24 protein-coding genes are annotated in these 26218 nt (G+C 60.0%); 13 read left to right on the forward strand and 11 right to left on the reverse strand.

Going from position 1 to position 26218, the window contains the following annotated elements:
- The first annotated feature begins 12 nt into the window (after positions 1-12).
- From P2869_RS20555 to P2869_RS20580, 6 genes are all read left to right on the forward strand, one after another.
- Positions 13-1134 carry a hypothetical protein gene (locus tag P2869_RS20555; protein WP_277599384.1) on the forward strand — a complete coding sequence of 374 codons (1122 nt, stop codon included), beginning with the start codon at positions 13-15 and terminating at the stop codon, positions 1132-1134.
- 6 nt (positions 1135-1140) lie between these two features.
- Positions 1141-1929, forward strand: coding sequence for an ABC transporter permease (locus P2869_RS20560; RefSeq protein ID WP_277599385.1), 789 nt, complete (start codon positions 1141-1143; stop codon positions 1927-1929).
- Entirely contained in the window at positions 1926-2582 is a 657-nt protein-coding gene (locus P2869_RS20565) for an ATP-binding cassette domain-containing protein (RefSeq protein WP_277599386.1), read from the forward strand. The genes P2869_RS20560 and P2869_RS20565 overlap by 4 nt, the downstream gene beginning before the upstream one ends.
- A 51-nt stretch (positions 2583-2633) precedes the next feature.
- Positions 2634-3962 carry a hypothetical protein gene (locus tag P2869_RS20570; protein ID WP_277599387.1) on the forward strand — a complete coding sequence of 443 codons (1329 nt, stop codon included), beginning with the start codon at positions 2634-2636 and terminating at the stop codon, positions 3960-3962.
- A gap of 40 nt (positions 3963-4002) precedes the next feature.
- On the forward strand, positions 4003-5040 hold the full coding sequence (gmd, locus tag P2869_RS20575; RefSeq protein WP_017777297.1) for a GDP-mannose 4,6-dehydratase: 1038 nt from the start codon (positions 4003-4005) through the stop codon (positions 5038-5040).
- 90 nt (positions 5041-5130) lie between these two features.
- Positions 5131-6420 carry a capsular biosynthesis protein gene (locus P2869_RS20580; protein ID WP_033351711.1) on the forward strand — a complete coding sequence of 430 codons (1290 nt, stop codon included), beginning with the start codon at positions 5131-5133 and terminating at the stop codon, positions 6418-6420.
- Positions 6421-6485: 65 nt separating this feature from the next.
- Here P2869_RS20580 and P2869_RS20585 read toward each other — a convergent pair whose 3' ends face one another.
- The 5 genes from P2869_RS20585 to cysC form a co-directional block, all read right to left on the reverse strand.
- Positions 6486-7916 carry a mannose-1-phosphate guanylyltransferase/mannose-6-phosphate isomerase gene (locus tag P2869_RS20585; RefSeq protein ID WP_017777299.1) on the reverse strand — a complete coding sequence of 477 codons (1431 nt, stop codon included), beginning with the start codon at positions 7914-7916 and terminating at the stop codon, positions 6486-6488.
- Positions 7917-7944: 28 nt separating this feature from the next.
- The gene (locus P2869_RS20590; protein WP_277599388.1) at positions 7945-9987 is read right to left on the reverse strand and encodes a capsular biosynthesis protein; all 2043 of its coding nucleotides are present in this window, start codon (positions 9985-9987) and stop codon (positions 7945-7947) included.
- Positions 9984-11141, reverse strand: a complete 1158-nt coding sequence (locus P2869_RS20595; protein ID WP_017777301.1) for a glycosyltransferase family 1 protein — start codon at positions 11139-11141, stop codon at positions 9984-9986. The genes P2869_RS20590 and P2869_RS20595 overlap by 4 nt, the downstream gene beginning before the upstream one ends.
- Positions 11142-11257: 116 nt before the next feature.
- On the reverse strand, positions 11258-12466 hold the full coding sequence (locus P2869_RS20600) for a sulfotransferase family 2 domain-containing protein (RefSeq protein WP_277599389.1): 1209 nt from the start codon (positions 12464-12466) through the stop codon (positions 11258-11260).
- A gap of 144 nt (positions 12467-12610) precedes the next feature.
- Complete coding sequence (gene cysC, locus P2869_RS20605) at positions 12611-13228, reverse strand: adenylyl-sulfate kinase (protein ID WP_017777303.1); 618 nt, start codon at positions 13226-13228, stop codon at positions 12611-12613.
- Positions 13229-13628: 400 nt separating this feature from the next.
- Here cysC and P2869_RS20610 point away from each other — a divergent pair, with 400 nt between their 5' ends.
- Both P2869_RS20610 and P2869_RS20615 read left to right on the forward strand, forming a co-directional pair.
- Positions 13629-14717, forward strand: coding sequence for a porin (locus P2869_RS20610; protein ID WP_277599390.1), 1089 nt, complete (start codon positions 13629-13631; stop codon positions 14715-14717).
- A 731-nt stretch (positions 14718-15448) separates the two neighbouring features.
- Positions 15449-15847: a DUF3597 domain-containing protein gene (locus P2869_RS20615; RefSeq protein WP_026121948.1), complete on the forward strand. Its 399-nt coding sequence runs from the start codon at positions 15449-15451 to the stop codon at positions 15845-15847.
- 211 nt (positions 15848-16058) lie between these two features.
- Here P2869_RS20615 and P2869_RS20620 read toward each other — a convergent pair whose 3' ends face one another.
- On the reverse strand, positions 16059-16511 hold the full coding sequence (locus tag P2869_RS20620; protein ID WP_277599391.1) for a hypothetical protein: 453 nt from the start codon (positions 16509-16511) through the stop codon (positions 16059-16061).
- Between the two features lie 1244 nt (positions 16512-17755).
- Between P2869_RS20620 and P2869_RS20625 the strand changes: the two genes are divergently transcribed.
- Positions 17756-17962 (forward strand): hypothetical protein, encoded by a 207-nt coding sequence (locus tag P2869_RS20625; protein WP_017777308.1) that lies wholly within the window; start codon positions 17756-17758, stop codon positions 17960-17962.
- Positions 17963-18005: 43 nt separating this feature from the next.
- Here P2869_RS20625 and P2869_RS20630 read toward each other — a convergent pair whose 3' ends face one another.
- On the reverse strand, positions 18006-19562 hold the full coding sequence (locus P2869_RS20630) for an MlaD family protein (protein ID WP_277599907.1): 1557 nt from the start codon (positions 19560-19562) through the stop codon (positions 18006-18008).
- 42 nt (positions 19563-19604) lie between these two features.
- Positions 19605-20273 carry a DUF3313 domain-containing protein gene (locus tag P2869_RS20635; protein ID WP_277599392.1) on the reverse strand — a complete coding sequence of 223 codons (669 nt, stop codon included), beginning with the start codon at positions 20271-20273 and terminating at the stop codon, positions 19605-19607.
- 305 nt (positions 20274-20578) lie between these two features.
- On the opposite strand from P2869_RS20635, the gene P2869_RS20640 reads away from it, so the two are divergent.
- Positions 20579-20911: a hypothetical protein gene (locus P2869_RS20640; protein WP_199541077.1), complete on the forward strand. Its 333-nt coding sequence runs from the start codon at positions 20579-20581 to the stop codon at positions 20909-20911.
- A gap of 213 nt (positions 20912-21124) precedes the next feature.
- A complete protein-coding gene (locus P2869_RS20645; RefSeq protein ID WP_017777313.1) occupies positions 21125-21724 on the forward strand; it encodes a TetR/AcrR family transcriptional regulator in 600 nt (199 codons plus the stop codon).
- 18 nt (positions 21725-21742) lie between these two features.
- Here the strand turns inward: P2869_RS20645 and icmH are convergent, their stop codons facing one another.
- The 3 genes from icmH to tssJ form a co-directional block, all read right to left on the reverse strand.
- Positions 21743-22534: a type IVB secretion system protein IcmH/DotU gene (icmH, locus tag P2869_RS20650; protein WP_017777314.1), complete on the reverse strand. Its 792-nt coding sequence runs from the start codon at positions 22532-22534 to the stop codon at positions 21743-21745.
- Complete coding sequence (gene tssK / locus P2869_RS20655) at positions 22531-23877, reverse strand: type VI secretion system baseplate subunit TssK (protein ID WP_017777315.1); 1347 nt, start codon at positions 23875-23877, stop codon at positions 22531-22533. The genes icmH and tssK overlap by 4 nt, the downstream gene beginning before the upstream one ends.
- Positions 23878-23968: 91 nt before the next feature.
- Entirely contained in the window at positions 23969-24583 is a 615-nt protein-coding gene (gene tssJ / locus P2869_RS20660) for a type VI secretion system lipoprotein TssJ (RefSeq protein WP_017777316.1), read from the reverse strand.
- 364 nt (positions 24584-24947) lie between these two features.
- Here tssJ and P2869_RS20665 point away from each other — a divergent pair, with 364 nt between their 5' ends.
- Positions 24948-25613: a tetratricopeptide repeat protein gene (locus P2869_RS20665; RefSeq protein ID WP_026121950.1), complete on the forward strand. Its 666-nt coding sequence runs from the start codon at positions 24948-24950 to the stop codon at positions 25611-25613.
- Between the two features lie 42 nt (positions 25614-25655).
- Positions 25656-26195: a type VI secretion system contractile sheath small subunit gene (gene tssB / locus P2869_RS20670; RefSeq protein ID WP_017777318.1), complete on the forward strand. Its 540-nt coding sequence runs from the start codon at positions 25656-25658 to the stop codon at positions 26193-26195.
- Positions 26196-26218: the final 23 nt, after the last annotated feature.

The raw sequence follows: 26218 nt of genomic DNA on the forward strand, positions 1-26218 counted from the left end.
GACGTACCAGGCATGTCATTCATCAAACGGCATCTCAGAAGCCAGAATTCGTTGCTCTTCCTCGTAACGGTGGTCGTTCCGACACTCGTGGCCGTCCTCTACTACGGCCTGGTGGCGGCGGACGTCTATGTCAGCGAAAGCCGCTTCGTTGTGCGCAGTCAGCAGAAGCAGGAAAGCGCGTCGCTGTTGAGTTCGTTTCTGCAGGGCACAAGCTTCGGGCGCTCGCAGGATGACGCATGGATCGTGACGGACTACATCGAGTCGATGGATGCCCTGCGTGCACTCGACGCCGGCGAGGCGTTGCGAAAGCGTTTCGACGCACCCAACGGGGACGTGTTGAGCCGTTTCCCGCTTACCGGGCGGCACAGCAGTTACGAAGACTTTTTGCAGTTCTACCGGAACCACATCGTGGCTGTCGTGCACGACAGTACGACCGGGATCACGACCCTTCGCACATCGGCCTTCGAACCCGCGTCGGCGCACCAGATCAACGAAAAGCTGCTGTCGATGAGCGAAGCACTGGTCAACGAGCTTAATCGGCGAGGCCTGCAGGACGGCATGCGCTATGCCAACGAGGCCGTGCAAACAGCACAGAAGCGCGTGACGGAAAGTGCGATGGCACTTGCCCGATACAGAAGCAATCAATCGGTATTCGATCCCGACCGTCAGTCTTCCCTGCAACTTCAGCAGATCGGCAAACTGCAGGACGAACTGATCGCCACGCGCGCGCGCCTTGCCGAAGTCGTCTCGGTATCGCCGCAGAATCCGCAGATCGAGACGCTGAACACGCGAATTGCGGTCCTCCGTCAGGAAATAGACACCACCGCAACGACTGTCACCGGGAAGGGCACAAGCAGTCTTGCCGCCAAGAGCCGCGAGTTCGAACGGCTGAACATCGAGAAAGGTTTTGCGGAGCGCGAATTGGCGAGCGCGCTAGCCCTTCAGCAGCAGGCAAGGAACGACGTGTCCAACAAACAGTTGTATGTAGCTCGCGTCGTACAGCCGGAAGTACCGGACGCGCCCATCGAACCAAGGCGACTTCGAGCGGTTCTCGTCACGCTGGCCATGGGGCTTGTCACGTGGGGCATTCTTTCCCTGCTGCTGGCCGGCGTGCGCGAGCATACACTCAAGTGACGAATCATGTTCGACATGCCGCTCTTGCAATCGCTCAACATTCAGGTGCGCGTCGTCGGGGCGCTGGTGATGCGCGAGATCATCACGCGCTTTGGCCGGCACAACATCGGGTTTCTCTGGCTGTTCGTCGAGCCAATGATGTTTACGCTTGGCATCGCCGGCCTGTGGTATCTCACGAAGGCTTCTCACGGGCACAACGTTCCGATTATCGAATTCGCGCTCACGGGCTATTCGACGGTGCTGCTCTGGAGAAACTGCGCAACGCGGTGTGTGGGTGGGCTGACGCCGAACGTGAGCCTGTTGTATCACCGAAACGTCAAGCCGATCGATGTGTTCCTCGCGAGAATTGTGCTGGAAATTGCGGGCGCCACCATCTCCTTTTATTGCCTGACAGTCTGTTTCTATGTGACCGGCCTCGCGGATCTTCCCGCCCATCCGTTCAGGGTAGTGGCCGCCTGGCTGCTCACGTCGTTTTTGTCCACCGCGCTAGGCGTATTCATCGGAGCAATCAGCGAGCTTTCCGAAGTGGCCGAGCGCGTCTGGCACACCTTGACGTACCTGCTGTTCCCGTTTTCAGGCTCCGTTTTCATGGTCGACTGGTTGCCGCAGCGGGCGCGGGATGCGGTGCTTCTGTTGCCGTGGGTACACGGGGTCGAGATGCTTCGCAGTGGATATCTTGGCGAAGGGTACAGGTATCACTACAGCATTGCCTACCTCGTCTGGGTTGCATCTTTTCTGATGCTAACGGGACTGATCATCCTGAGGGTCGTGCACCGTCGCGTGGAGGCAGGATGATTCAGCTCGAGAATGTCAGCAAGTGGTACCCGACCGCGACCGGCCGACGAAAAATTCTCGATGAAGTGAACTTCACGCTCGAGAAGGGACAGAAGATCGGGATTCTCGGTATGAACGGAGCAGGCAAGTCGACATTGATTCGCCTGCTTGCCGGTGTTGAACTCCCGTCGGACGGTTTCATACACCGGGGCATGAGCCTGTCGTGGCCGCTCGCATTTTCGGGTGGTTTCCAGAGCAGTCTGACGGGCCTCGATAACCTTCGATTCATCGCCAGGGTTTACCGATGCGACGAATCGCGCATGCGACGCTTCGTCGAGGACTTCGCCGATCTCGGCCGTTACCTGCGTGAGCCGATCAAGGTCTACTCCGCCGGCATGCGTGCAAAGCTAGCCTTTGCGCTTTCGATCGCGGTGGAGTTCGATTGTTTTCTGATCGACGAGGTCATCGCCGTCGGCGATCAACGGTTTCAGGAGCGTTGCCGTGAAGAGCTATTTGTGAAGCGGCGCGACCGTTCGATGATCCTCGTTTCACACGATCCGAATCTGGTTCGCCAGTATTGCGACCTCGCGGCGATTCTCGAAGACGGAAAGATGACCACTTATGAGTCGGTCGATGAAGCCTACGCGGTCTATACCCAAAAGCTGGCTGCATAGTAATTGAGTGAATCGTTGGCGCGCCGCACGCGAGACACTACAGGAAAAAATATGAGCATCAAAAAACCACGACTGGCCGTCATCAGCACGTATGACGAGCTATGCGGCATTGCCAGTTACGCACGCGCAATGGTCAGGCAGCTTTCCCCATATTTCGAAATAAGGGTATTCGATCTTGATCAGTACATGTTCCGCCATTCCAGTACACGGGTTCGCAAGATGGCAGACAAGGAGATCGAGCGCATATGCGAGGAACTGCGCGGATTCGATTGCGTGAACATCCAGTTGGAACACGGCATTTTTGGAAAAAACAAGCGTGATTCGTACCGCCGCATTTGCAAATTGATCGAGGCGGCGCCGTCGCTCTGCATCACCTTCCATACGGTCTTTGAAGGAGCGAGCGTCAACTGGAAGCAACTATGGCAGAAGCTCGGAAAGTTCAAGCTCAAGGAAGCGTGGTCTCTCGCTATTACGACGAGAATGGAACACAACCTGCTGGGCGCAGGAATTTACCACGCTATACGGCGAGCTCAGACCGGCAAGAAGGCTAGCGTCGTCGTGCACACCCGGCGGGATGCGCGAATGCTTCGCGTGCTCGAGCGACTCTCCGACGTGCACGACCATCCGCTTGCCTACTACTCGCACGAAGAAGCGCTGACCTACGAGCAGGAATCCCGGAGGGCGGAGTTCCCACTTCTCAAGGACTGCGGAAAGGAAGTCGTTTTGCTCGGCTGCTTCGGGTTTACCGGAAGCTATAAGGGCATCGACACCGCGCTGCGCGCGCTCCAGTTGCTTCCCGAAAACTATCACCTTGCAATCTTTGGTGGCGTCCATCCCGAATCTATCCAGAAGGGCGTGCCGCTGGACCCCTACCTTACGGAACTGCTGAAGATCATCGGTCCTGGCAGGAACTGGCTGGACGACGTGCATGGAAGTTCGGGCAAAGCAATCAACCTCAACGCGTCCGTTGACGAACTGCTCAAACTGGCTGACACGCCCCACAGCAGGGACATCTCACGCCGCGCCCATTTCATGGGCCCGATGACCGACGACGATTTCCCCCGCGCCATGATGGTTTGCGATGCGGTTCTGCTTCCCTACCTGGAGGTGGGCCAATCGGCTTCCGGCCCGATGTCGATGGCTGTCAATCTGAACCGGCCCGTGATTGCGACTCGCACCCGCACGTTTTTGCAGTTTTCGCGTTACTACCCTGGCCGCGTAGCCCTGTTCGATATCGGCAATTACCTGCAACTGAGCCAGATCATCCGGTCGGGAGATTTCCGCAGACGGGATCCGAATTCCGCAGACGACGAGCCCGGCACCGCATCGAACATTGCGACGTACCGCAACGCGTTGGCGGTGGAGCGCGCGGGACGTTGAGGCGACGAAATGACGAATACGGTTTCCAAGGAGAAATAGATTGAATCGCAAAGCCATTGTGACCGGCATAACGGGGCAGGACGGTGCGTATCTCGCGCAGTTGCTGCTGGACAAGGGATACACCGTCTACGGAACGTACCGGCGTACGAGTTCGGTGAACTTCTGGCGCATCGAAGAGCTGGGCATCCAGAATCATCCCGCATTGCATCTCACCGAATATGACCTGACGGATCTCGGCTCCAGTATCCGTCTGCTGGAGACGAGCGGAGCCGACGAGGTGTACAACCTGGCCGCGCAAAGCTTCGTCGGCGTGTCATTCGAGCAGCCGGTGACAACCGCCGAGATAACGGGCATCGGTCCACTCAATCTTCTTGAAGCGATTCGGCTTGTTAATCCGAAGACACGGTTTTATCAGGCCAGCACCTCCGAGATGTTCGGACGCGTACAGGCGATTCCGCAAAAGGAAGACACGCCGTTTTATCCGCGCAGCCCATATGGCGTGGCCAAACTCTACGCGCACTGGATGACGGTGAACTACCGCGAAAGCTACGGCATATTCGGCAGCAGCGGCATTCTGTTCAATCACGAATCGCCACTTCGCGGCCGGGAGTTCGTCACGCGCAAAGTCACCGACGCGATGGCAAAGATCCGTCTGGGCAAGCAGGATGTGCTGGAACTTGGCAACCTCGACGCGAAGCGTGACTGGGGTTTTGCGCGCGAGTACGTCGATGGCATGTGGCGCATGCTCCAGGTGGATCGGCCGGATACCTACGTGCTGGCTACGAACCGAACCGAGACCGTGCGGGACTTCGTGACCCTCGCAGGCAAGGCTGCCGGATTCGACATCGCGTGGAAAGGCACGGCGGAAAACGAAACAGGTATCGACGACAGAACCGGCAAGACGCTGGTCCGTATCAATCCGCGGTTCTACCGGCCGGCGGAGGTGGATTTGCTCATCGGCGACTCGTCACGCGCAGCGGCGGAGTTGGGCTGGCAACCGTCTACGACGCTCGAGCAACTGTGCCAGATGATGGTGGAGGCCGACATTCGGCGCAATGAGACCGGATTCTCGTTCTAGCGCGGCGGGCAGGGGCACGTCGCCCCTGCAGACACGTCGTGTAGCGGCATATCGCGCCGTCGAGTGCGGATTCGTACAGGTGTTGAATCGATGCTGGCCAAGGGGTGGCACTATTTCTCGCAGCGGAAGATTCTGCTGCTTCAGGGGCCGGTGGGCCCTTTCTTCAGGCGACTTTCTGTAATGCTTGAAGACGCCGGCGCAAAAGCTGTGCACAAAGTCAATTTCAACGGCGGCGACTGGCTCTTCTATCCTTCACGAGCCATCTCATACACTGGCGCGCCATCGGGTTGGACGACCTTTCTCGAACGCCTGCTGCGGGATCTGCAGATCGACACGATCATGCTTTTCGGTGACTGCCGTCCTGCGCACGTCGCGGCTCGCCAGGTTGCTCACGCTTGTGGCGTGGAGGTGTGGGTGTTCGAGGAAGGCTACGTCAGACCCGACTTCGTGACGATGGAGCGAGGCGGGACGAACGGTCATTCGTCGATTCCTCGTTACGCGGACTTTTATCGCGGTCTTCCAGAGACGAGTACCGTGCCTGAGCGTCAGGTCGGCCCCGTTTTTCAACGTCTCGCCGCGTGGGCGACCCTATATGGACTGGCTGCCATGGCTGGGGGCGCCTTCTATCCGCGCTATCGTCACCATCGTTCCCTCTCGGCGGGTGAGGGCGTGGCGTGGATCAGGGCGGGCTGGAGAAAGGTCGCCTATAAGATCAAGGAGCGAGGAATGCTGGAACATCTCGTTCAGCAAAAGAGCGGGCGGTATTTCCTGGTTTCGCTCCAGACGGCCATCGACTCACAGATCGTCGTTCATTCGCCCTTCGCGTCGTTGGACGCATTCATCGATGACGTGATTTCGTCGTTTTCGCGTTCTTGCGATGGCGGCTATGACCTCGTGTTCAAGCATCATCCGCTTGACCGCGGGCATAACGATTATGGCGCTGTCATCAGGAACGCCGCGGCAGCGCGCGGTGTGGCGTTCCGCGTTCACTACATCCACGATCAGCATCTTCCGACGTTGCTTCAACACGCTGCAGGTCTCGTGCTCGTCAACAGCACCGTGGGTCTATCGGGTATTCACCACGGCCTTCCCGTCAAAGCGCTCGGTGACGCCATCTACGATTTCGGCGGTTTGACCTTTCAGGGCAGTCTGGATGAGTTCTGGTCGGGGGCGCGTTCGTTTCGGCCGGATATGTCGTTATACCGTCGATTCAGGCACTACGTGATCGAACACACGCAGCTGAATGGGAGCTTCTATGCAGGGCGCCTTGAGCGGGTCGCCAGGAACGAGGGCAACCGGCCGTCGATCATGGCGGCCGGCGAAGGAAAGAGGCGGCATCAACCCTCGGCGCTGACGCCCGATCTGAACGATCAGCCCTGATCTATCGGCGCAGCGAACAGGCACAGCCACGAAGCTGTGCCTGTTCGCTGCAACGGCGACACGCGTCAGGTGTTGGAGATGCGTCCGTAGGAATCTTCGAGACGCACGATATCGTCTTCTCCCAGATAGGTACCCGACTGCACCTCGATAAGCTCGAGCGGAATCTTCCCCGGGTTGGTCAGGCGGTGCGTCGTGCCAAGGGGAATGTATGTGGACTGGTTCTCGCTCAGCATGATCTGCTGATCGCCGTTGGTTACGAGCGCGGTGCCTTTCACGACGATCCAGTGTTCGGCGCGGTGGTGGTGCATTTGCAGGCTCAACTGTGCCGAAGGGTTGACGACGATCCGCTTGACCTGAAACCGATCGCCATGATCGATTCCCTCGTACGACCCCCAAGGGCGCACGACACACCGATGCGTGACGGATTCCGTGCGTCCGTGCGCATTCAGCTGCGTGACAATGCGTTTCACGTCCTGCACCTTGTCCCGGTGCGCGACCAACACGGCATCCGGCGTTTCGACGATGACGACGTCCTCGATGCCCACTGCAGCGACAAGACGATGTTCGGCGCGGATATACGAATTCGATACGCCCTCAGCCAGAACGTCGCCGATGGTGGTGTTACCCGAGGCATCGCGTTCTGAGAGGCTGGCGAGCGAACTCCACGATCCGACATCGCTCCATCCAAGTCCACCCGCGCTCAGCACGGCGGCGCGACGGGTGCGCTCCATGACCGCGTAGTCGATCGAGATGTCGCGGCAACCCGAGAACGCGGCGGCATCGAGCCGAAGAAAGTCGGTGTCTGCCTGCGCCTGATCGAGTGCCAGTTCTGCCAGTCGTCTCGTTTCAGGCTCGTGCAGGCTCAACTCTTCGAGGTAGGATGCGGCCGGCAGCAGGAACATGCCGCTGTTCCAAAGATAGCCGCCTTCGCGCAGAAAATGCTGTGCGGTTGCGAGGTCCGGCTTTTCGACGAACTTTTCCACGTGACAGACATTCTCTCCCGCCTGCAGTGCCTCGCCGGCCCGGATGTAGCCGTAGCCGGTTTCCGCGGCGGCAGGTTCGATGCCGAACGTCACGAGCGCCCCGTCTGCGGCGGCTCGCGTTGCCTGCCGCACCGCGCTCGAGAACTCGGCGGCATGAAGGATGACATGGTCCGACGGCAGAACCAGAAGCAATGCATCCGGCGAACTGCGTAGCGCCAGCAGCGCGGCCACGGCGATAGCCGGTGCCGTGTTGCGGCCGACCGGCTCGAGCACCGTTGCCTGTGCGCGTACATCGATCTCTCGCAGTTGCTCCGCGACGAGGAAGCGCTGCTCGCTGTTGGCGATCAGGATCGGAGCCGCGGCGTCGGGCAGATTCTGTGTGCGAAGTACCGTTTGCTGGAGCAGCGTATGTTTGCCGACCAGCTTCAGGTATTGCTTCGGGAAGCCGCCGCGCGACAGCGGCCACAGGCGAGTGCCGCTGCCGCCGCAAAGGATGACGGGGAATAGTTGCATGAGATGAATCCTCGGATAGGAAGGTTGATCAGCCAGATTGAAAAAGCCTGTACCGACGGCTGACGAGCCACCACGTATGCACGGCGACGTTGCGTATCCAGCGCCACGTTTTGATCGCCGTACGTGCGGTGGTCGATCGAACTGGCCGCAGAGGCCGGGCGGCGGGCCCAGCAAGGCGTGCCACGGTGGCTTCGGGCGTCGTATAGAGCCGAAGCTGCCAGTCCCAGTAGAGGGGATATCGAATGAGCGCACCTGCCACCAGCATGTCGAGTGTCAGGTTGCGGTTGCGATGCGGTATGCGTGAAATCGCATCGTGGGTGAGGCCCCAGCCGGCGTAGAAGGGCATGCCGTAGGTGAAGACTGCCTTGTCGCGGAGCAGCGCGTCGAAGCCTGCGAGCGAGGTGAGCGTGTGGACTTCGTCAGACGCTTCGATCAGGGAGACGATGTCGGCCCGCGCATCCACGATATCGGCGACGCCCATTGCTCCTGTGTGACCTTTCCTGTTGCCGGCCAGCACGTCGGGATGAGGACGATAGACGATCCATGCCGCGGGTCGCTGCGCCCGAACTGCATGCAGCAGTGACTCGGCCGTCCGGATGCCGGGGCAGCCGAGACGAACGGATGCATCGTCCTCGACTTGCCCTACGACCAGCACCACCTTGAGGCCGTGCGGCCGTTTCCATTGAGGCTGCCGGCGTCCCAGGTTGTACTTGGTGACGCCCGCAGCCACGATCTGTTTGCGCAGTTTCGCCGCGCGTAGCAGGTCGGCCGGGCAGAACGCGGTGGTATTCAGCAGTTCGAGAAGATCGTTCGGCGCGGCGGCATCGAAGTAAATACCCTTGCGGTCGACGACCTGGCTTTGCGGCGCGCTGAGGTCTGAACCGAGGCCAGCGGAATGCAGGAAACCGTCCTCGACACGAAGCCGTGGCGCGGTGGCGGGCAGGCCATCCGGCGTGCTTGCGCCCCACAGCACGGCGCACTCGTCGTCCCGTCGCGCGGCCGGCGTTCCGATCCAGCGCAGACGGTTATTGCCTGCACTCAGAAAGGGCGTGGCGAACGGCCGCTTCCATAACTGAAAGCCGATACCTGCCCGCTTTGGCACGTCGCCATAACGGAGCGCGACGTCGCGCTGCACGTCGAGCATGTCGAGCACGGATCGAATCGAGCCGGGCTGCAACGTAATGGGATCGAGGTAGCGGGCCAGTTGCACGAAGACAGCGTGAAAAAATGCGCGCAACGTCGGGCGCGATGTTCTTTCAGCCACTGGAAAGAAGTCGGCGGTCAAACCCCACCCTGCGTAATACGGCTCCCCGAACACGTGGACGGGTGCGCCGGCAAGCAGGGCGAGCATTCCTTCGTGCGCTTCCATCGTGTACACATGGCTGGCCTCGAGGAGCATGGCCGGGCAGTTCTCACAACGCTGACTGCGCGTGAATACCCGCTCGTCCACATTGGCGACATCGGAAAGCCAGCGGCCGGACGTTCCAGACCAAGGCCGAAGAAAACTGACGTCGGCGCCGGGGTGGCGATCGTACGCCGTGGCAACCATGAGCTCGAAGGTTTGGCGTCGCATGCTGGCCGACATGGCGCCGCTGCCGCGGCTGCGACACCTCTCGTCGATGATGACGATCGTGGCTCGCTCGTTGGTATGCCGTACCGCAGTGCAACTCTCCGGCGCTTCCTTGCACTTGCAGGCGCCCCAGTGCGAGACCGTACGCGCGAGCAGTTCGTCGGTATCGGGTGGCAGGTGGAGCGGTGGATTGCCCAAGGCGTGTTCCAGCGCGTGGGTGAAGGACTCGGAGACGGTTGACCCCGTGAAGCCGACCTCAAACCAGTTCAACACGGGCGCGCCGATCGATCTCGGCGGGTTGAGCGGTCCCTGCCAGGCCACGTGCCGCGGGGTACCGGCTGCGGCGCTCCATTCCGCAAAAATCGCAAAGGGCGTGCGTTCGACCCACAGCAGATCGGAATGTCGCGTGAACCAGGACCAGAAACGCATGCCGCGGGTGACAGACGTCAGCTTGAACGACGGTTGTGTCGACGTCGCATTGCGCGCCGTGAAGGGGCTCATGAACCAAGATCCGCAAGGAGCCGATCCACCTGCTCGAAGTGCCTTTCCCATGTCGGAACCTGAAAGCGGACCAGGCGGGCGAGTTGCTGCGCGCGTTCGGGGCTGTCGACGTCCGAGTAAGCCATGATCCGTGCTTGCCAGGAGGCAAGATCGAGCGGGTCCAGGTAGTCGGGAATGTCGCTGGCATACTCGCGCAGGACGGAAAGGTCGCTTGCGATAACCGGCACGCCGCCCGCAAGGGCCTCGGCGACAGGCATGCCGTAACCTTCGGTAAATGAAGGAAAGAGCAGGGCTCTGGCGTGCTTGAGCCAGCCACCGAGCGCCGTGTCCGGGCAGTCGGGATACCAGGCCACCGTGCCTTGCCACAAAGCGTTGTTTTTCAGCAGCTCGATCACGTTGCTGCATTTCCAGCCTTCTCGTCCGATGACGACAAGCTTGGGAGCGGATGCGCCCAGGCGTTTCACCATCCGTCGCCACACGTCGAGGATGAGCAGATGATTCTTTCTCGGCTCGATGGTGCCGACCATGACGAAGTACGGACCCGCGATAGGCGCAGTTGCGTCGTTGGCGATCTCTGTTCCGGGCGCCAGTTTCGCAACGACCGCGGGGGGCACGCGAAAGCCATTGCTCGCTGCGTAGCCGGTCATGTCGTCGAGCGTTGCGCGCGAATTGGCGATGATCCCGGAAGACATGGAAAGCGCGCTTCGGAGCCTTCGCTCGTGAACCTGCGCAGTGCCCGCCCGGCAGTACGACGCGTGCGTGAGCGGGATAAGGTCGTGCACCATGAAGACGACGTCTACGCCGTTCAGCTTCAGTGACCGGAAATATCGGTCGAACTCCGCACCGGAATGAGAGGTATGGATGAGCACTCCTCCGCGCTCGATCCGACTTCGAGCGCTGGACAGGAGCGCATTGGCGAGCTGGAATTTCTCGACGCGACCGTCGTCCTCGTAGTAATGCTTGATGACATCGAAGAGGCGCCGCGATGCTTGATGTGAAACGGCGAAATGATGGCCCCTTGCCGCCAGAACGGCGCGGGCATCTTCACCGTAGTGGCGCACGTAGGCGAGGCTAACGCGATCGACGCCCGTAGCGCGCTTGCGAAAAAGGATGCCTTTGAGCAGCCTGGTAACGTCCAGGTAAACCGGTCTCACGGCTTCACCTGCATGCTGCCGATCCGGGGTCTTCCAGTCGTCCGCCTCGGAGTGCGACGCGGGGAACGTAGCATCATCGCATCACGATCGTGTTGGTACACTCGCATGGCAAGGCTTCAGCAGGCCGGGCGCGTTGAAGCTGCCGCGCTTGTGTCCGCTTTCGTCACACTCAGCGATACGGGAGCTTCGAGTTTGCACGCCCCCGTGGCATAGACTCTGCATTCGAAGCGCGAGACGGGAAGGTTGGCCGATACCGGAAGAGAGAAAGCCGTGAACTTGTCGGCGCGGATTTCGGCCATCGTGATATCGCGGCGGGCGAATTCGCGGTCCGCTGCGTCTGATCCAACCACGTCGAGCACGGCGACAACCGTGTCATCGTGGAGATCGGTCGCGATTGGGTGATATTGAACGCTTTTGAGTTCGAACGTGACGAGGTAGTTGCCCGCGTTGAGCCGCTCGTAGGGGCCGAACAGAAGATAGCCGTTCGTATCAATGCGAAATCGCGTGGTTTCGTATCCCCTGTGCAGAACGCCCTGGGTACTGAAACCGGAGACGATTCGGGATTCGGAGAGTCCGAATCGTTCGTGCGCCAACACGCATGCGTGCTGATACAACGCGATGTCGGCCTGATTTCGATCGAGTATGCGTTTGAACGCATCGGGGCTTACGTTGAATCGGCCTCCGCCCTCGTGAAACTGGTTTTCGCCAGGCAGGGTAATTGTCTCGTTGATCTTGGGGCGAGTGGACGTATCCTCGAACCGCACGTCTACCATCCGGCCCAGATAGTCGAGCGACGCCCCATAGTCATCCAGCAGTCCGATAAAGTCGAATTCGCCCAGTCTTTCCGTGGCTACGGCAGACATGCGCGCGATGTCGTCGGTCTTCTCGTCGCAGAAGAACTCGTAAATGGTCTTTGTGTAGTAGTTGTTGAATACAGGGATATGGCTGATGACCGTTGAGCAAAAGAATTCCTCACACGGCATGCTCTTCACCGGTATGGTTTCGGGCTGAGGAATGATGCGGTTTTCGATATCGAGCCGATAGCTCGCCAGCCATTCGTAATGAGAGATCAAGCGCTCAATGGGATCGCGAAAGAACGTGAAAATAAGTTTCTCACCCGGGATGTTCTCGATTTCCTGTTTGCGGTACCCATGACCGTAGAAAAATTGATAACGATCAACCGTTCGTTGGGGAAGGTAGGCGAGCGACGCCCTTAGTTCATCGGGGAAAAATTTCTTTCCAAACCGGCTCTGATAGAACTGGGCCGCAATGTCGGAGCCCGCGGTCTTCTGCATATGCAGGAAAACGATCTTCTTTGACGTCATGTCTGTCGTCGAGTCTTTCGTGACGTGGGTTATGCCGGATCTGGTTCAGGCCGACAATCGAATGCTTTCGTGTTGACCCAAACTGCTGCGGCACTGCCCCATATCCAGATTGGAAGTGTGAATGGATTACGCGCTGCCGTTGGGCTAGGCGCCAGAAGCGCGTAGCGTGTCGGTATTCGATGTACCGATCGCCGACGCTTCAAGCGGCTGGTCATGCGGCGGCATGTCGAGTTGAGACAGCGCTGTTGCTACAGCTTCCTCAACGGTGCAACGGGAGGTGTCGATCTCGAGTTCGGCATGGAGCGGCGGTTCATAGCGGGCCGATATGCCGGTAAAACCGGGAAGTCGGCCGTGCTTCGCCAATGCATACATGCCTTTGGGATCGCGCTTCGCACACACCTCGAGCGGAGCGGAAACGAAGATCTCGATAAACCGTTTCCCGACAAGCGAGCGCGCCTGCGCCCTATGAACGGCGAGGGGCGAGATGCAGGCGACGATGACCACGTATTGCTCGTCAAAAAAAAGCTTTGCCACATGGGCGACGCGGCGGTTGTTCTCTGCGCGGTCTTCGTCCGAGAAGCCGAGATCCGCACAGATCCCTGCGCGGAGCGTGTCGCCGTCGAGAACAACAGCTTTTACGTTACGTGCGGCCAGCGCGTTACGTAGCGAGTTGGCGATGGTTGTTTTGCCCGAACCGGGTAGACCAGTCAGCCATACGACGGCAGCCGGCGGAGTGTTGAGATGACGCGAACTCTTGTTCATGGAGCCAAGCACCTTTCGATATTGACGTAACTGTAATCGGCGATGAACGGGTTGTCATTCAGCGGAGTCCTATAGGAAATATCCGGAGTCGTGTGAAGCGGTTTAGCTATGGAGATCGGAAATGTCCTACTAAACGTTGTAGGACTACTTCAATATTTCTCCCGATGTGTGACATCGATCTAGAACGCTCGCAACCTTTATTCGATTTCTGATGTTGCGTAAAAGAGATGAAGCATATTAATTAACAGTGATGTGATGGGATTTTAAATATCATCCCCGTCGGACTTTGTTGTCGCTGCTGGCTGATGCCGCTCCGACTGTCTGTTCATGGCTTGGGAAACGCATGCACTGGCATGCGTGTACGAGCTGGAAGAAAATTCGCATCTGTTTGGAGATACAAATGAAAAAATCCCTGTTGTCCGCCGCGGTGCTCGCAGCGTTTTGTGGTGTGGCGCACGCACAGAGCAGTGTCACGCTGTACGGCGTTATCGATGAAGGCTTTAACTTCACGAGCAATGCTGGTGGCGAGCGTGCTTACCAGCTTGCGAGCGGCGTGCTTCAAGGCAATCGTTGGGGCCTCAAAGGCTCGGAAGATCTCGGCGGCGGTCTGAAGGCTATCTTTCAGCTCGAAAACGGGTTTAGCCTGAACTCAGGTGCACTGGGACAGGGGCAGCGCGAGTTCGGTCGCCAGGCCTATGTGGGTCTCTCTTCTAATGCGGCCGGCACGATTACGCTGGGGCGCCAGTATGACTCGATGGTCGATTACGTGGGTCCGCTGACCGCAAACGGAAGCTGGGGCGGCACGTTCTTCTCGCATCCGCTGGACAACGACAACACCAACAATTCTTTCCGCATTAATAACTCGGTCAAGTACACGAGCGTCAATTACGGTGGATTCAACTTCGGTGGCTTGTACGGCTTCAGCAATCAGCCGGGTTCGCAGAAGAACAACCGCGCATGGAGCCTGGGTGCGTCGTACGACAACGGCCCGCTGAAGGCGGCGGTTGCGTATCTGCACCTCAATCGACCCGGGACGACTGCGTACGGTGCTGTCAGTGACGATGCGACGTTCGCGGCCGGCCGTCAACGTGTTGCGGGCGCGGGCCTGAACTACACGTTCGGCATGGTCACGCTCGGTGGCGTCTTCACGTACACGAATCTCAACGATACGGGCGCGCTGTCGTCGCTGATTTTCACGAACTACGAGGTGAACGCCAAGTTCGCGCTGACCCCGGCGTTGTCCCTCGGCGCGATGTACGACTATACCCATGTGCGCGCGGGCGTGCAGTCAGCTGGCGTTTGGAAAGGCCACTGGAATCAGTTTGGCGTGATGGCCGACTACGCATTGTCGAAGCGCACCGACGTGTATGGTCAGATGGTGTACCAGCAAGGGCAAGGCATTGCGCTGGCGGACATCGCCGGTACCTCGGGCCCTTCGTCCAACGATCATCAGGTCGTTACCCGAGTTGGCATTCGCCACAAGTTCTGATCGTCGCGGTCCAATGATGGCCGCTTGATGTGGCGGCCAAAAGGCGTCCGCACGTCGCGAACGGCGCGTGCGGACGTTCAGCGAAAGTCTTGGCGCAAGCGGTGCCACTGGTTCGTAGCATCGACGGAACATCGCGCCACTGGGCATCCCCGTTGTTATTCGGTATCGCGTAGTGATCGAGTTTCTTGACAGGAAGGAGAGGCAGCATGAAACAAGACATCACCGTCGCACCGATTGCATGTGCATTCTCGGGCGCAGTTTTCGCGCAGGCTTAGTCTACTATCGCACCGGCGCCTTTGAGCCCGAGGGTCACCGTGGCTGCACCGGCACCCGAGGCGAGCGTCGCGCCGGTTAAGCATCAGCATCATATGCACCCTCATCATCGCAAGCATCACACGAGCGTCGCGGCGCCGTCCATGGCAGCTAGCCAGTAAGACGTTGCACCTGGGCGCGGACTTTTTTCCGCGCATCCGGAGCGAGCTTGCTTAGGCGACGTAAGGGGGCGGTTCCTGCATCCCTGCGTCGCTTTTTTTATTACGAGCACTGACGTGCGCGTCGCCCTTGTTTCGCTACGCCTGAATTTCCGGACATCGGTCTGCGTGTATCAGAAGGCGCTGCGAAGCCTTTAACAATCTTTGACGTATTTTGTTTCGAAGCGCCACGAGGGCCCGCGTACCATGATGATCGCGCGGCGCGCGCAAGCGTCGATTGCAAACCTTTGGGAGATTTCAATGAGCATTTTCGGTGACATCGTAAGCAAGCTTTTCGGTAAGGCAAAGCCGGATCAGCCGGCGCCTGCTGCGCAGCCCACGCCCGACCCTGTTGCCGCACAGGCGGCGACGGACGCCGCACCAGCTGCCGCCCCGCTCGCGGATGTCGACGTGGCTGCCGTGATGGAGCAACTGGTGAGCGAGAGCGGTCAAACGCTGAACTGGCGCACGTCGATTGTCGACGCTATGAAGGCGCTGGGTATGGACAGCAGCCTGGAACATCGCAAGCAATTAGCTCAGGAACTGAAGTACGGCGGAGATATGAGCGACTCCGCAACGATGAACATCTGGCTGCACAAGCAACTGATGCAAGCGCTTGCAGCGAATGGCGGGAAATTGCCGCCGGAACTGCTGAGCTGATGTCACGTACATCCGCTTGACCTGGTTGGTCCCGGCATACCGCGCGTTAGTTCTGCGTGTGGCATGCCGGCACGGTCAGGCGACCATGGTACGTTGCGTGGATCTTAATGCTTGACGCCGGGTTCACGTCCTTGGCAGCCCAAGGTGGTGGGAACAACCGGTTTGTCGGCTCTATCCGCGCACCGTATCATTTGAAGCAAGTCGTGCCTTCTCAAGATGCCCCCGGCGTCGGCAAGCGTGTGTGATCCGAGCCTGTTGCGAGTCTCGTCAGTTGCTTCCAGGCAAGCGCGTACCGATGCGACGGCAATGAGGCGAGTTGTCGATCATGCAGGGTCAGAATCTGCTCGATGACGACGTAGTCGTCGTGGGGCAGTGCCCATTGGGCACCATGTTCTGCATTGGTCATGCTGCGATCGAGCACATGTTCCGCGTGACGGAGCAGCGCTCGTTCATCCAAGGCTGACTTGTCAAGCATGAACCAGGCGAGATAGACGACCTTCAGCAGACAACTGATGTGGTCCGCCTCGCCGTTACCTGAACGTATCGCGACGAGTGCAAGGTGGTTTTCCAGCGACAGCGTGCGCGTTGTCGCTAGTGGCAATGGCAGGAGCATTTCTCGCGTTAATGGCTTTTTTCGCGCCGAATGGCGATGGCTGCGGGCCATGGTTCAACCGCACTCCTGCGCGCGCCGCATTGGTCGCATGCCTTTCCGCGGTGGGTAAGATTTTCTCCGGCCTGCCGCTCGGCTCTTCGTTAGATGCCGCGGCGGTTTCTGCCCTAAGCCCATTCGTCGCTCGTAATTTTTTGGATGCACCTGCGTCAGAGTGAGGTTCTCGTAGCGCGGCGATTTATAAATGAGCATATTTGTGAATTTAAAAGCGTTGCGAATTTTTGTTGCATGATTCTATCTACAAGCAATTGATGTCGTACAGTTAAAAAGTGGATTGCGATCGAAATCGTTACACATTTTCAAAATTTCTCTATGCATTGTTATAAATGCGTCTGGAATTATGTCTATTGAATATTTTTGGATAAATTAATGTACCGTTTGACAATTGTTCTCGATTTTAATCCGTCGAGTGAGTGTCGAGAGCGTGCGGGTGTTCCTGACTGATTGTTTCGACGGGCTGCGTGAAGATGTCTCGTTGAATATGCCAGATATTGTGTGGTTTGATGGGGCGTGAAGTGCGACTGCCATTTGCAAGTGGTCTTTGGTTAGATTGATGGCGGGTGCATTGGTGCTCATGGGATCCCTCGTGGTGCTTCGGTGATTTCTTGAGGGATGAGCCAGATTATTTTGGAGAGTGAATCTCGAGTGGCCGAAATTCGAGTGAGGCAAAGAAACTCGTTCTCAACGTTGTGAATCGAAAAATTCGATGTTGTCGTCAAGCCTGGACATGTAAACGGGCAAAGTGCAGAAGAGGGGCGGTCTGCAGCTCAAGCCATCCGTCGTCCCTACCTTCGCTTCGCACCACGTCCTGTCAGGAAATCCTGACACCGCAAGCAGTGCCTTCCTAATCGACATTCCGCCTGCGCCGACTGCTCCGGGCTCCAGCTCGCGCCTAAGATGGTCTCGTCAGCGCGATGGAAAAGGGCAAGCTGGACGAGCGGCGATCCCTGCGGGAACGCCTGGGCAAGAGCATCTGCGGGTCCGGAACCGTGTCCGCCCAGCTCTCGCTGCTGCACTGGCCATACCCTTCACAAAGCGTTGCGTATGTATTCACGTACAGTGCACGTACAGCGGCTCGCCGGCATGTCCGCATTCCTCTGCTTACGTCACGAAGGTTGTTCGTGGGACGTTTTCCGCCGCAGAGTACGACACCGAAAATCAACGCCTGCTAGCGGTAATGTGAGCGAGAGGAGAATGCGGGAACAGCAGAAAGGGCTGCACACAGCGAGGAGCTAGCCATGTCGGGTCAAACGAACGCACCGCTCGACCACGAAGCCAACCTGCGAGCCTGGCTCAGCGAGTGGTATGACTACGCAGTGTCGGCGGGTTTCATTCACCCACCCTATGAGCTGAAGGAGGCGGTTGCAGAGCGGCTCGAGGGCTATTTCAACGTGGGATTGTCGCCGCATGAAGGCGCTACGGTGTTCTTCGGCACGCTGCACTGACACAGACCGAAACTCGTCGCGGGCGCAGACATGTCCGCGCCGTTCACGGCTGCGGATCCGGGCGTTTGCCGTATAGCAGCGACTCGGGATGCAGCTGCAACTGATCGGCGAGCTGTTTCAGCGTTTGCAGCGTACGTGTGAGTTGCCCGAGCGCTTCATGCATGTTGCCCGTCAAGGGCGATCCTTGTTGGAGCGTGGCCTGTGCTGCGCTGAAGGTCTTCCGCGCGGCGGCAAGCGTATCTCGTGCCTCGGGTACGAGTTGCGTATCGAGCTGCTCGAAGAGATTCGATGCGCTCTTCAACGCGTTGTTCAGGTTTCGGCTCGTTTCGTCGAAGGGCACGCGATCGAGCTTTTTCACGATATCGGCGATCTGCGTCTGAAGCTCGTCGAGTGTGTTCGGCACGGTCGGCAGTTCCAGCGGCGTGCGGTCCACGTCGATGGACACGGGTGGCGCCGCGGGAAACATGTCGAGCGCGACATAGAGCTGACTCGTGACCAGATTGCCAGTGCGAAGCTGTCCGCGCAGGCCATCGGCCACCATCTTGCGCAGCAGTGCCTTGCCGGCCGCGGCGTCGCCGGATCTGATGGATTGTCGGTAACTGCGGCCCAGCCGGTCCGGAAAGAGGATGACGCTGACGGGAACGGTGAATGCCCGCCGACGTGCATCGTACTCGGCGTCGATTGCCGTCACGTAGCCGAGCTCGACGCCGCGGAAGTCGACGGGCGCGCCTACTGCCAAACCGCGGACCGACTGCGTGAATTTCATGACGACGGGCGCCGGCGGTCCTTCGGGCTCGCGCATGGCCGAAGCCTCGTCGTTGGCGAGGGGAAACGATCGGCCGCTCGGCGCGGGGTCGCGGGACGCCTGGCGCGGTGGTGTTTCGAAGGCGAGCCCGCCGGTCATCACGGTCGCAAGCGACTGCGTGTTGAGCTTCACGCCATTCGAATCGAGCCGAAGCTCCACGCCGCTTGCATGCCACCAGCGCGTTGCGGCGCCAACGTACTGGTCGTAGGGCGCGTTCACGAAAACGTCGATGGTGACGCCTGTTCCGTCGGTATCGATCGCGTAGCCCAGCACGCGTCCGGCTTTCACGTGCCGGTAGTAGACGGGCGAGCCGATATCCACCGATCCAATCGACTCGCCGCGTAGGATGTAGCGTCGGCCGGCGTCGTCGTTTGCAACCGCGGGTGGCGTTTCGAGTCCGTTGAAGCGCGCGCTGGCCTCATGCGAGTGTCCCGGATCCGCACCAATGTATGCGCCCGAAAGCACGGTCTCCAGGCCTGACACACCTGCCGCGCCCACGCGTGGACGCACCACCCAGAAGCGCGTGTCGGCAACGGCGAATTCCTTTGCATCCGCGGCGAGCTGCACGTCCACGAGCACGCGGGAATGATCATTCGAAAGACGTATCGCTTCGACCGAGCCAACGTTCACGTTCCGGTAGCGCACGCGCGTCTTGCCAGCTTCGAGCCCTTCAGCGGTAGCAAAGGCGATGGTAATGCCCGGCCCTTTGCTACTGACCGCCTTGATGATCAGCGCGAGGCTGACCAGCGCTGCGGCAAGCGGCACAAGCCAGATCAAAGGCGGCAGCCAGCGCATGATCGACACGGTAGCAGTCCGAAGGAACGGGAAGAGAGGAAATCAGTCGAGTTGGGCGACGAGTGCGTCTGCGCCTTTGTCGATGCCTGTTTTCGCCGCGCTCAGTGACCCGAAGCTCGCACCGATGTTCATCGGATTCGGATACTGCTTGCTCACATAGGCACGCAGCAGACGGTTCGTCGAGGCGTCGTAGATTTCAACGGCGTACATCACGTAGCCGGTGAATGTACCCTCGCGGCCACGAACAGCCTGCACGCCGTTGTAAAGACCGCCTGCGATGTCGAAGCGGGACAGCGTGCTAATGACGGGCGTCGTCGTGGCGCCGCCCGTCAACGTCAGCCTGAGCCTCAGCGTGTTCGGCGCGGGCGTGTTCGCGAGGTCGAAGCGCGTGCGCAGCTTCTTCTCGAACGTGGTTTGCATGTAGCTAGCGAGCGCCGATTTGTCCGGCGTGCTCATATCGCCAAACTGGTGATCGGCGCCCTGATAGATGGTCACCGGGTCCAGGATCGCGCTCCGGTAGGTGCTCCAGTTCACCTGGGCGGCGTACTCGTACGGCACACGCCACGACCTGTCCTGTGCGTCTGCACGCAGCGACGGTGACGATGCGATGCCTGCATATTTAACCGGCTGCACGTTCGAGCATCCGGCGAGCGTTATTCCCAGGCACGCAGCTGCCGCCACGAGTCGCACGGATTGACCTGACTTTTTCATCCGATTCTCCATTTTCGTCCTTGCGGACCGCCCGTTGCGGGCACCGCCGAGGCCCAACGTGAAAAGAGCCTGCAGCGTAGCACCGCCATTTCTGGATGTAAACCGTCCAGACGGTTTGTATGTTAGGATGCCCCCGATATTGCGATAGACGGACGGTGATTCCGTCTGAAGGGAATGGGCGATGAAGCGGACTATCGAACGGCTGGCGGATATGCGGCGATCGGCGATTGGCCGGTTCGTCTGTGGCCTGTATGCGGTGATCGCGGGTCGCCTGTGAAAAACGTTGCCTGGAAGGGAGGCCGCGAATGCCGCTAGTCTCGACGTTTTCGCTACTGACGGGCGCGCCCGCGCACGAGCGCGTGCTGGCCGCAGCGGACTTCTTTGCGCTTAGCTTGCCGCCGGCGTTAATGGCCGCGCTCGTTTTCGTAGCGGCCTATCTGCTCGTTGCCGTTCCGCTGTATTGGCGGCGCGACCCGCCAGAAACGCGCCATGTGTTCGGGACGATAGCGGGCCTGTTTGCGGGGCTCGTCTACATCGTGTTTATCGTCGGCATTTATCCGGATTTGCGGGATGGTCATGCGGCGGCGCCCCCGGCGGCGCAAGGCCAGCAGACAGCCGGTAGCGTCTTGAAGCGATGACTGCGCGAGCAACGATCGGCCATCATCTGCCTGCACGCCCGGCGCAAAGGCACAGGCGAGCCGGCGCGGGCCGGTACGCCGCCTTGATAGAATCGCGGGATTCCGCCCGCAAGTTGCGCTTATTCTTCTGACATGCCGCACGCCTCGCGCCGACACGGCCATGCTGCCAGCAAGGCACGCTGCGAGCACACAAGACGTTTGACTAGAAAGGACATGGACAATCCCACCCGTTCGGAGCGATCCCGAAGCACCGCTATTCAGGCTGCGCTTGTCATCATCACGCGCGACGGCCCAGGCGCCTTAACGTTCGATGCGCTGGCACGCGAAAGCGGAATCAGCAAAGGAGGCCTGCTGCACCAGTTCCGGACCAAGAGCGGCATCCTGAAAGCGCTCCTCGAATATCAGCGGGAGTATTTCGAAAACTTCGCGCGCAACTATGCGGCCAATCAAGGTGCGTCGGCGCAGCATCCCGCGCTGCTTTCGCAGATCGCGGTGGCGCGGGAGTCGACCAATCAGCCGCACTCGCTTGCGCGCGCGGTCCTGGCCGCGCTTGTGGAGGATCCCAATCTGCTCGACGCGTTGCGAGAAGCCGATAGCGAGAAATTCGACAAGATTCGCGCCGAAGCCGCTGACCCCGAACTCGCCCTGTTGCGTCTTGCCGCGGCGCGAGGTCTGGCGTTCTACGCATTGCTGGGCCTTCTGCCGCTTCCGGAGGCCCAGCTCGACAGCCTCTTCGAGCGTCTGCTCGACGATGACAGGTGGCAATCGGCCGAGGCGGCCAACACCGCGGGCACTTCACGCCCGAGGCGCTAAAGTGCGACGCGGGCTTCGTCAAGGCAGCGATATCGTGAGATTCGCCGACTCCGGTCCGACCTTGATCACCTGGGCATAGGGCGACAGCGTGCGCAACGTGTTGTCGCGCAGATACGTGTTAAGCCCGAGATACGCCACAAGACCGACGAGCGCGAACACCGCGCCGATCACCCATAGCGGCACCTCGCGCTTCAGGCGGTGCGCCACCTGGTCCGGCAGTGGCCAGTGCGGCGCGAACGCTGCACGTTTGCCCTTCATATGGGCGATCTCGTCGCCGAGGCGAGCCGTCAGATACGCGAGCTTCTCCGGACCTTCCAGCAGATACTTGCCCTGGAAGCCGAGCAGCAGGCACATGTGGAAGACCTCGAGCGACTGTAGGCGTCTTGCGCCCTGCGCGCGGCATTCTTCGAGGTACTGAAAGAATTTCTCGCCGGCCAGCTGTTCACCGAACAGCACGAGCTGCAACGGCCGGCGCTCCCATTCCGCGCGAATGCGGAACTGCGAAGCGAGCACGGATTCGTCAATAGCGGCACAGAACGCGAACTTCGCCGCGTACACGTCTTCGGCAGCCACGTCGAGCTTCTTCGCGCCGCGCTCGAAATCGCCGAGAAATTGCTGGATGCGCGCGCGGAATTCGTCGGCGTCGCCCGGCTCGCGTCCGTTCTTCAGCAGGAACAGCATGAAGAAGCCGTCGTACAGCAGATCGAGCAGCGAGCGGACCTGATAGGTCGGTTCGCTCGCGGGCGACGATGCGGGATTCGGGGTTGCCGTCGGCGTGCCGTTGCCAAAAAGGGAGGGCGCGTAGCTCATGATGTGACCGCGATGAGTTCGAGTTTGAGATCGTCGATGCCGGAGGGCGCGTAGATGGTCGCCGATTGGGCCTGCAGCATGCGCTCGTAGAGTGGGCCGCGCGCTTCGAGCGAGAAGTAGCAGGCGCCCGGACGCACCGGAATGGCGGGCGGCACCTGCGGCGTGTAGACGAGGCGCACGCCGGGCATGGCGGAGAGCACGAGCTTGTCGACGTCGTCGGGTGCGCCCACCTTGAAGCGCGCCGGCACCGCTTCGACGAGTTCGACCGTCGGCATGTTCGCGGACACCGCAACGAAGAACTGCGTCTTGTCGTCGATCTTGCCTGAGTCGAGCCGCCCGGTATGGAACGACGGACGGAGCTCGTCGAGCGCAATCGCGAAGTAGCGTGTGGAGATGACAGTCTCGAGCAGATCGCGCAGCATCGTGTCGAGTCGCGCGAAGCCGGGCCCCGGGTCGTCGTGACGATAGGCCGGCAGATCGGCGAGCGCGTAGCCCTTCGAAAACGTCATCAGTTGTCCTGTCAATCTCAGCAGTTCCTGGAACAGCCGCTCGGGATGCAGCGCCGCATGCTGGTACAGGTGCGCAAGCGTTGCAAATGCCGCGTTCGCGGTATGCAGCAGCCAGAACGAGGCGATGTCGCCCGAGCGGAACTCGATGATGTTTTTCGTCGGCTCGCGGTGAAAGCCGTACAGCGCGTTCACCTTGGCCTGCAGCGCGTCGATCAGTTGGCGCAGACGCTGATGCAGGATGGGCGATGCTTCGATAGCAAGACACGGCGGCACGAACGTATCGTCGATCTCGAAGCCCGACGTCGCCGTGCGTCGCACACGCACGAGCGGCACCGCAAGCAACTGGTCGCGCGGCTCGCTGTGCGCGATCAGCTTGACGCTGGTCTTGAGGAACGCGATGTCGGCCGCGGCGGCGTCGGTGAAGTGATCTGCCACGGGCGCCTGCTCGCTCACGTAGCGCGCGACGAAGCCGGCATCGCGATCGTCCGTATAGTTCGCGCCGGTATCGCGCAGCGGGTGCAGGGCGAGGAAAAACGTGAATTCGTTGATGCCGTCCGGCAGCGTATCGAGGGCTACGGGCGGCGGAGGGTCGTCGGCCTGCGGCGCCGAGTACAGCGTGCCGTCCGGAAAGACCAGCGCGAGATCGGCCACCCGCAGCACGTTGCTGCCCAGCGCGTCGCGATCGAAGCGCACGGAACGCACGCCCCAGTTGTACGGCTGGATGGACTGAATGGACTCGAACAGGCGTGCCTCATGATAGGCGTCCTGCCGCTGAAAATGCTGCGGCCTGAGAAACAGGCCTTCCCCCCAGAGCACCTTGGCTGAATAGCTCATCTCAAACCTGTCGTATGCGTGCGGCCGAATACAAGAACGGGGCCGGCCATGCCGGATTCAAAGATTGTTAAATGACACGCCAGCGTCATTCTTATCCGCAACTCACTGAAGACAGCATATTCAGCGGTTGCGACGGCATTCCCTGTTCAGGCGCGATCACTGTGCCATTCGTAACCGTCATGGCGCAGTTATGCAGGCCGACCATTATGCCGGATTTCTCCGATTTCGCAGGATCGAACGCGAATTTCCAGCGCTGCATGGCCGGATCGCGGAACAATGCCACGATACCCAGCGCCTGTGCTTCCCTGGAAACCTTTTCAGTGGCCGAATAGCGTTGACCGGGTATTAAAGTCACCTCCCGGACACTAAGCAAATCAGCTCCCAGGGTACTTTTTTCCTTTTGAGGATCTGTAAAGGTATCGAAAGGCGCCTGCTCGAACGAGGTGGGGTCTTTTAGCGCATAGACTCGCACCACGAGGGCGAGCGGCCGGTTGTCGTTGGCCGCGTTGAGGTTTGGCGCGGCAAAGAGCGTCAGGCCGATATTGCGCGGCGGCTTCTGCGCGTCGGGTACGTCGGGTTTGCCGATGCCCGCTGCCTGAAGGGCAGAAGACGCCGCGGCGCCCAGCACCGAGATGCCTGCGGCACAGCCCGCGAGCGCCACGCTCGCTGCAAGTGCTGATGCATATTGAATAAAGCGCGGATTCATTGTGAATCGGCCGGCCGAGCGCCGGCGCCTCCCCCGTCAAGCCCTGGAAAATCAGAAAAACGGCCTTTTGCCACATATTTGCACATATTTAACGATGCTCGACGCATATGCCACACGGGCTCTCCGCGTGGCAGTTCAAGCCGCTTTCAGGAAACTTTTTCCGGGCCGGATCGGATATTCCAGATAATTTCGGAAAGAATTTCTTGCTGCTAGCGGTAAAGGCCGACTGCAATTCTTTTTGTGCAATACCTCTTCGCGCGGAAGTTGAATTGTAGAAATTTGGCCTGTACTATACCCGCGCACTTCACTTAAAGTAAAACCCGGTTTGCACCGGAATTAAAAAACTCGCCTGTCGGTGAAAAAGATGAAACAGCGGCTTCACACGAAACTATCTGGGGTGGTGTTGGCGTGCGGACTCGTCGCCGGCTGCGCGACGCAAAACAACGTGGCGACTACGCCGCAAGCTTTCGACAAGGCATTGGCAGACGCGGATACGGTATCGAAGGGCGGCGATCAGGACCGTGCCATCGCGCTGTATCAGCAACTCGCCAAGAGCGACCCGACCCGCGAAGAACCGTGGTCGCGCATTGCGCAGATCCAGTTCTCCCAAGGTCATTACGGCCAGGCCATCGTCGCTGCGCAGGAAGCCCTGCAGCGCGATCAGACGGATCGCCAGGCGAAGAGCGTACTGGCGGTGGCCGGTCTGCGCGTGGCGACGCAGTCGCTTGGCGAATTGAGGCAGGACGCCTCGCTTGCCGGCGACGCAAAGTCGGACGCCCAGGTCCTCGCCAAACAATTGCGCGACACGCTGGGCGAAGAGTCGTTGTTCCCGCCCGAGCAACAGGCTGAAAAGCCCGTGCCGAAGAAGCGCCGCATCGTGCGCCGCGTGGTGAAAGAGAAGCCGGCGGTGACCGCAAGCGCAACGGGCAGCGCCGCTCCCGAAGCTGCGCCGGCCGCCGCTCCGGCGCCCGCGCCTGCAAAGGCTGCGCAGAGCGGTGGCGCCTCGGACCCGTTTAGCGCGCTGCGCTGATTCACACTCAAACGACTGTTCGTCTGCACCTGGGAGCCGTTCATGGCGAAGAAGGAAAGCATTCAGAAGCGCTTGCAAAAGGTGCGGCCGCCCCGCGTGCAGCTCACCTATGAGGTCGAGCGCGGCGACGCTATCGAAATCAAGGAACTGCCGTTCGTGGTGGGCGTGGTTGGCGATCTCGCCGGTCAGTCTGAAGTCGAGCAGCCAAAGCTGCGCGATCGCAAGTTCGTCAGCATCGATCGGGACAATTTCGACGACGTGATGCGCGGTATCGAGCCGCGCGCCGCGTATCAGGTGGAAAACCGCCTCTCGGACGCCGGCGGCAAGTTCGCGGTCGACCTGCGTTTTCGGTCCATTGCCGACTTCAACCCGGACGAAGTCGTCGCGCAGATCGAGCCGCTGCGACGCCTGCTCGAAGCGCGCCAAAAACTGGCCGACCTGCGCAACAAGCTTGCCGGCAACGACAAGCTGGAAGACCTGCTCGCCGAAGTGCTCAGCAACACGCAGCAACTCCAGGCACTTGCGCGGGTGAGCGGTGCAGCGGCGGGCGACCTGAAAGACGGCGAAGCCAAAGACGAATAAACGCAGTACGGGGTGTGCGAGGG

The organism is Paraburkholderia sp. SUR17 (assembly GCF_029536165.1).
Classification (GTDB): Bacteria; Pseudomonadota; Gammaproteobacteria; order Burkholderiales; family Burkholderiaceae; genus Paraburkholderia; species Paraburkholderia kururiensis.